Origin of the sequence: Shigella sp. FC1544, from assembly GCF_001722145.1 — a bacterium.
Lineage (GTDB): Bacteria > Pseudomonadota > Gammaproteobacteria > Enterobacterales > Enterobacteriaceae > Escherichia > Escherichia coli.
This window is the reverse complement of record NZ_MECT01000132.1, coordinates 1-5,401: the sequence shown is the minus strand read 5'-3', so window position 1 is coordinate 5,401 and position 5,401 is coordinate 1. Positions and strand designations below refer to the sequence as shown.

At 50.8% G+C, this 5,401-nt stretch carries 4 protein-coding genes and 1 pseudogene; 1 reads left to right on the top strand and 4 read right to left on the bottom strand.

Annotation, left to right across the window (positions count from 1 at the left end):
• Nucleotides 1-90: 90 nt before the first annotated feature.
• Nucleotides 91-219, top strand: a pseudogene (locus tag BGK49_RS29200) (DUF3829 domain-containing protein); the annotation flags it as partial.
• A gap of 49 nt (nt 220-268) precedes the next feature.
• Here BGK49_RS29200 and BGK49_RS08935 read toward each other — a convergent pair.
• From BGK49_RS08935 to BGK49_RS08920, 4 genes are read right to left on the bottom strand one after another with little or no spacing between them, the layout of a single operon-like run.
• Nucleotides 269-2,017 carry a putative frv operon regulatory protein gene (locus BGK49_RS08935; protein WP_000931354.1) on the bottom strand — a complete coding sequence of 583 codons (1,749 nt, stop codon included), beginning with the start codon at nt 2,015-2,017 and terminating at the stop codon, nt 269-271.
• Nucleotides 2,017-3,087, bottom strand: a complete 1,071-nt coding sequence (locus tag BGK49_RS08930) for an aminopeptidase (protein WP_001019494.1) — start codon at nt 3,085-3,087, stop codon at nt 2,017-2,019. The genes BGK49_RS08935 and BGK49_RS08930 overlap by 1 nt, the downstream gene beginning before the upstream one ends.
• Nucleotides 3,077-4,519, bottom strand: a complete 1,443-nt coding sequence (locus BGK49_RS08925; protein ID WP_046891664.1) for a PTS fructose-like transporter subunit IIBC — start codon at nt 4,517-4,519, stop codon at nt 3,077-3,079. Before BGK49_RS08925 ends, BGK49_RS08930 begins: the two co-directional genes overlap by 11 nt.
• A gap of 10 nt (nt 4,520-4,529) precedes the next feature.
• On the bottom strand, nt 4,530-4,976 hold the full coding sequence (locus BGK49_RS08920) for a PTS fructose transporter subunit IIA (protein WP_000729595.1): 447 nt from the start codon (nt 4,974-4,976) through the stop codon (nt 4,530-4,532).
• Nucleotides 4,977-5,401: the final 425 nt, after the last annotated feature.

Below are 5,401 nucleotides of genomic sequence, written 5' to 3'. Positions count from 1 at the left end.
GTAGCGGAGCAGGAAGGACATCTGATGGAAATGGAAGCCACGCAAGCACCTTAAAATCACCATCATACACTAAATCAGTAAGTTGGCAGCATTACCTACTCTGACTGGGATAAAGAGCAACTTCAGGACGCAAACTCAAGCTGGATGGTCGAAGACTCTTTCCCGAGAGCATTACGCGAGTACAACGAAATGGTTGATGACTATAATAGCCTGCGTTAAACGTTTTTGATGATAAATGCAGTGTCGGATGCGGCGCATCCGACACAGTTCACCCCTTGTGAAGTAACTCCATAAATGCCTCATATCCTGTTAACCCGGCAATAACCTCTGCCGGATGCTGACACAATATGCTTGCCAGATAGCTAAATATTTTTAGCTCATGACGCGCATCGGCGGCGGCGCAGGCGATCAAGACATGGTTAATGACTTCGTTATTCACCTCAACTGGTTGGGCGAGGGTAATAAAAAATCCACGAAAACGTCGCTCCTGTTCGCTCCAGCAATGTGGGATGGCGAGGCGATTAACAATCAGGTTTTCACCTTCGCCTTCGCGGGCGATGATGCGTTGTGTTTCATCGGCGGTAATATGGTGTTGTGCGACTAATTGCGCACAAATTTGCCGGGTAATATGTTGCCAGCTTTCACCGCGTACATTCGAATAATGAAAACTTCCGGGGGCAGAGAAAAAACGCTCCGGTTGCTGGCGAATAAATGCCGTCGCCAGAAAATGTTTTATTTGTTCGATACCGGCAGCCGTAATGATATTTTTTACGGTGATGTAATTATTTACCGCGTCTTCCAGTAAATAATGGCTATTGTTAATGATCAATAACGGCTCAATCTCTTCGCGAATGGCAACAAGTTCGCTTAAGCTACGGGCAATAATTACCCGACAATTTAAAACATCGCGCTCAATGGCGAGCTGATTAATAGTGGCAATCGCGTTCTGGTCCGAGAGCAAAATGATCGGCTGGCGTTCGTTTTGATGCCGCTCCAGCGCACAGGCAAAATACAAACCGATCAGATCGCTGTCGAAAAGGGGAATATCGAGCTGTTCACGCAGTAGCGTAATAAAGTGCAGACTCATATCAAAGGCCGCAGGCCAGGCTGCTTTCAGGTTATTCATGCTACTTTGGCGGTGCTCAGCAATCCACACCGGTGCGGCAAGGCAACGTAATAAATGCCCGGTAATATTCTCAACCAACTGCGTATCAATAATATTCAATGACGCGATGCCTGGCACCCTTTGCAGCAACCCCAGCACATGATCGGCTGAAATTACCTGCGCTTGCTGATGCTGTTTCTCTATCAAACCTGTCAGGGTTCTTACAGCGTTATCACCAAGAAACATGCCGCTTTGTTCAACGATTTGTTTTATCTCGTCACCGGGATATTGCGGCCACTCATCGGTCAGTTGATTACGCAGGGCGTAAATCGCCAGAATCAGGCTGGAGAGATAATCACCCTGCATGAGCGGCCAGCGGTGTTGGTTGTCGCAGGCCGTGGATAAATGCTGAAGGTTGTCTCGTGTTACGCCCGCCAGCGGAATTAAAAACGGATCTTTGCGCAGCAAGTTCGCCAGCAAGATAACGCGCTTCTCTTCTGTCTCATCAATGAAATGGCCCAAACCGGGGCGGCTGGCCAGGCAACAAGCGCGTTCATAACGCTGTTTTAACCGGGGCAGACGCTCTGCGACCCACGTTTCTGGCAAATTAAGCGCCGAGGCGAGTTGCGCACGGGGAGTAAAGGTATTCAGTAATAACAGTGCCAGCAGCCGATAGTCGTTATCGTGCTTTTGCAGCAACTGAAAAAAGCTGCGGCGCTCGAAGATTTCCAGCTGATAGCCCGCACTACCACTGGCGGAAATGCGGGCTTTGCCGTTAAGGGTAAAGTTGAGATAGTCAATATCACGCAGGATGGTCCTGCCTGAAACGCCAGTCTGTTGCGCCAGCTCACCAGGCGTGCGCGGCTGTTGCTCCAGCAGATCGACAATCTTTAACTGGCGTTCGTTTAGCATTAATCCACCTGACGGAACTGGCTAAACGCGTTGACTTTCTCCGCGGTTAAGGTGGTCAGAAAATCCCGTATCAACGTGAGCAGAGCATCGTAATCGGCTTTTGAAATCATACCGCTGTTAGCGTGCAGATAGCGGGTTGGCAGGCACAGCGCAACAACCGGACGCCCGCCGCCCATCACGTTGTAGCGCCCGCCATCCGTCGCACCGGTTTTCATGGTGGAAAATTGCAGCGGTAAATCGTTATGTGCGGCACAGCTTTTTAACGCTGCTACCAGTTTCTGGTTGGGGAAGTAGCGCTTGTCAAACAGCATCAGCCCCGGCCCCTGGCCCAGTTTCAGCGGGTATTTAATGTTATCAATGCCCGGAACATCGCCTGCGACAGCGGTATCCAGCACGATCACTACATCCGGTTTAATGTGTTCCGCCGAGGTTTGTGCCCCGCGTAGCCCAACTTCTTCTTCCACGCTGCCGACGCCATACAGCGTAATTTCGGGATTATTCACCGTCTGCAATAGTTCAGCCATCATTGCGCAGCCGATGCGGTTATCCAGCGCCTTGCCGACCACTTTATCTTCGCCCCAGCAGGCAAAATTGGCTTCCGGGCTAATAAAATCGCCCATCGCCACACCGCGTTTTTCCACCTCATCGCGACTGTTTGCGCCAATATCAATGAACATCTCATCAAATGACAGCGGCTGTTGCCTTTGCTTTTCCGTTAACGCATGAGGCGCGACGGAACCAATCACACCAGGGATTTTCACTCCCTTGTGTGTGCGTATGGTTACCCGGTGGTTGAGCATCGACTGATTCCACCAGCCACCAATGGTGGTGAAACGCAGAAAACCGCTCTCGTCGATGTGGGTGACCATAAAGCCGACTTCATCCATATGCCCGACAACGGCAACTTTTGGACCTTTATTCCCCTTACGGGCAACAAAGCTGCCCAGACCATCAAAGGTGATCTCATTAACGCAAGGTTCCAGCGTGTTTATCAGAATGTCGCGAACTTCCTGTTCATCGCCGCTGACGGCGCTGGCTTCGCACAACTGTTGCAGTAACTCAATGTTCATGGACAAGCTCCTGTTGCGCGGCTTTCGCTTTGCGGCGTAACCACAATCCTTTCAGGACGATAATGAATGAAATGTTCAGCGCGAGGCCAATCGCCAGCACCAGATAAAACGAACCCACCGGCGACATCAGGCCGATCAGCGGGTCAAAGATACCCAAACCAGGTGCCAGACGTTTGATTCCGAAAGCGATCACCAGCACGCCGGTAATGCCACCCGCCAGCGTATTGGCGGTAATCATCGGCAACGGAGCTGCCAGAGTGTAAGGTATAGCCGGTTCGGTTGCGACTGTGGCACCGACCACAATGGCACTACTGGCAGCCTCTTTTTCCTGTCGGGTAAACAGTTTGGGCGCAATGAACGTCGCAAGACCCGCCGCAACGGGCGGCATCAACGCGACAACGCCGACGATGGCGTACCAGTCATAAATGTGTTTTTCCAGCAGTGAGAAGCAGGCGGTTTTATTGATGGGGCCGCCCATATCGAACGCCAGCATCGCACCGACCAGAAACGCTGCTGCAAACTTCATTGATGGAGGAATGGTATTCAGGAAGTGGAGCAGCCCGCCCATGAGGTCGGACATCACCGGCCCGATAACGTAGTAAGTGAGCACGCCGAAAACCAGCAGAGTAACGAACGGGATCAGCATTGAACCGAGCAGCGGTTGTAATGCTTTGCCAAGGCGCACTTTGCGGAACCAGAAGACGAAATAGCCAATCGCCAGCCCCAGCACCACCGCGCCGAGGAATCCCGCACCCGACTGGGTGCCGAGCAGCGCTTTGTCGTTCGCCAGATAGCAAACCAGAAACGCCGGAGCGAAAGCCGGTTTATCGGCAATCGACGAGGCAATATAAGCGCCCATGATGGGGATCATAAAGTTGAAGCCAAGGTAACCGATGGATTCAACTACCCAGGTAAACGACGGCGCGCCTTTCGACATATCGGTATACGGCAAACCGAACTGCACCAGCATGTTGGCAAGCGCCACCAGGATACCACCGCCGATGACAAACGGCAGCGCCGCAGAGACGCCCGCCATCAGGTGGCTCATCACGCTGCCGCTTTGCATTTCCTGTTTGCCAAGCTTCACGCCACTATCTGCGGCAAAAAGCTGCGAGTTTGTCGGTAATTCGCTGAAAATCTGGTCGATATTTTTCAACGCCTGGGAGATGGCAATCTCATAAACTTTCTTCCCGGTAAACCGCGCGCGATCATCACCGCTCAGGCCACGCCCGGTAGCGAGAATGACGTAATCGGCAGCGGCAATCTCTTCGCTGGATAAGCGGTTTTCAACGCCACTGGACCCTTGAGTTTCCACTTTTATGGTATGGCCGAGAGAACGGGCTTTCTGTTCCAGGGCTTCCGCCACCATGTAGGTGTGAGCGATCCCGGCGGGGCAGTTGGTGATCGCGACAATACGTAAGGATGACTCCATCGCCACTTCCTTATGAGCTGAGGGTTTGATTTAACAAGGCAAGCACTTGGTCGGTATCGCCCTGTTGCAGTTGATGAATAAATTCCTTGTGAATAATTTTGCGACACAGTGTGCCGATGATTTTGACCTGATCCTCTTCGCCGCTTTGCGGCACGCCGAGGCAGATCCAGCAATTGACGTCTTCGCCATCGCTGGCTTTCCAGTCAATAGCCTGCGCTTTGCGGGCGAATAATACGAACGGTTGTTTAACGCAGGCGCTTTTACCGTGCGGCACGGCGACACCGGAACCAAATCCAGTAGAGTGCATTTTTTCGCGCAGCAGCAGGGTTTGCAGGAACTGGTGTGAGTCGGTGATAAAACCGTTTTGTAACGCTATTGTCGCCAACTGCTTCAGAACGGAATAAGCGCCATTGCCCTGAATATTCAGGTCAATACAGCTTGCAGTAAGAGCTGCCATTAATCGGACTCCATAAAATATATTTTAATCAATTGTAATGGTGGAGCGATTAAGTGATGAGAGGCGATATGTCGGTAAACAATGACAATTTGAGACAGAGTGAAAGGTCAGATTTGCGGAGTAATGCACATAATGGTTATTTAAATAAACCACATGAATCATTAATGGGTTATTCATTATTTTTGTGATTTACTCACAATGTATCAGGGAAATATAACTTACCGGGAGATGTAATATGTTTAATTTTTCAAATCGAAATTTAAAATATTGTGCCGGAGGCATCTCCGGCACATTGGGCAATTACGGCAGGTAAAACACTTCTTGCAGCTGGTAATGCTGCCAACTTACTGATTTAGTGTATGATGGTGATTTTAAGGTGCTTGCGTGGCTTCCATTTCCATCAGATGTCCTTCCTGCTCCGCTAC

What these genes read in the sequence shown, in the direction of transcription:
- BGK49_RS08935 (WP_000931354.1), bottom strand. Translation starts at nt 2,017, where the DNA reads ATGCTAAACGAACGCCAGTTAAAGATTGTCGATCTGCTGGAGCAACAG.
- BGK49_RS08925 (WP_046891664.1), bottom strand. Translation starts at nt 4,519, where the DNA reads ATGGAGTCATCCTTACGTATTGTCGCGATCACCAACTGCCCCGCCGGG.
- BGK49_RS08920 (WP_000729595.1), bottom strand. Translation starts at nt 4,976, where the DNA reads ATGGCAGCTCTTACTGCAAGCTGTATTGACCTGAATATTCAGGGCAAT.
- BGK49_RS08930 (WP_001019494.1), bottom strand. Translation starts at nt 3,087, where the DNA reads ATGAACATTGAGTTACTGCAACAGTTGTGCGAAGCCAGCGCCGTCAGC.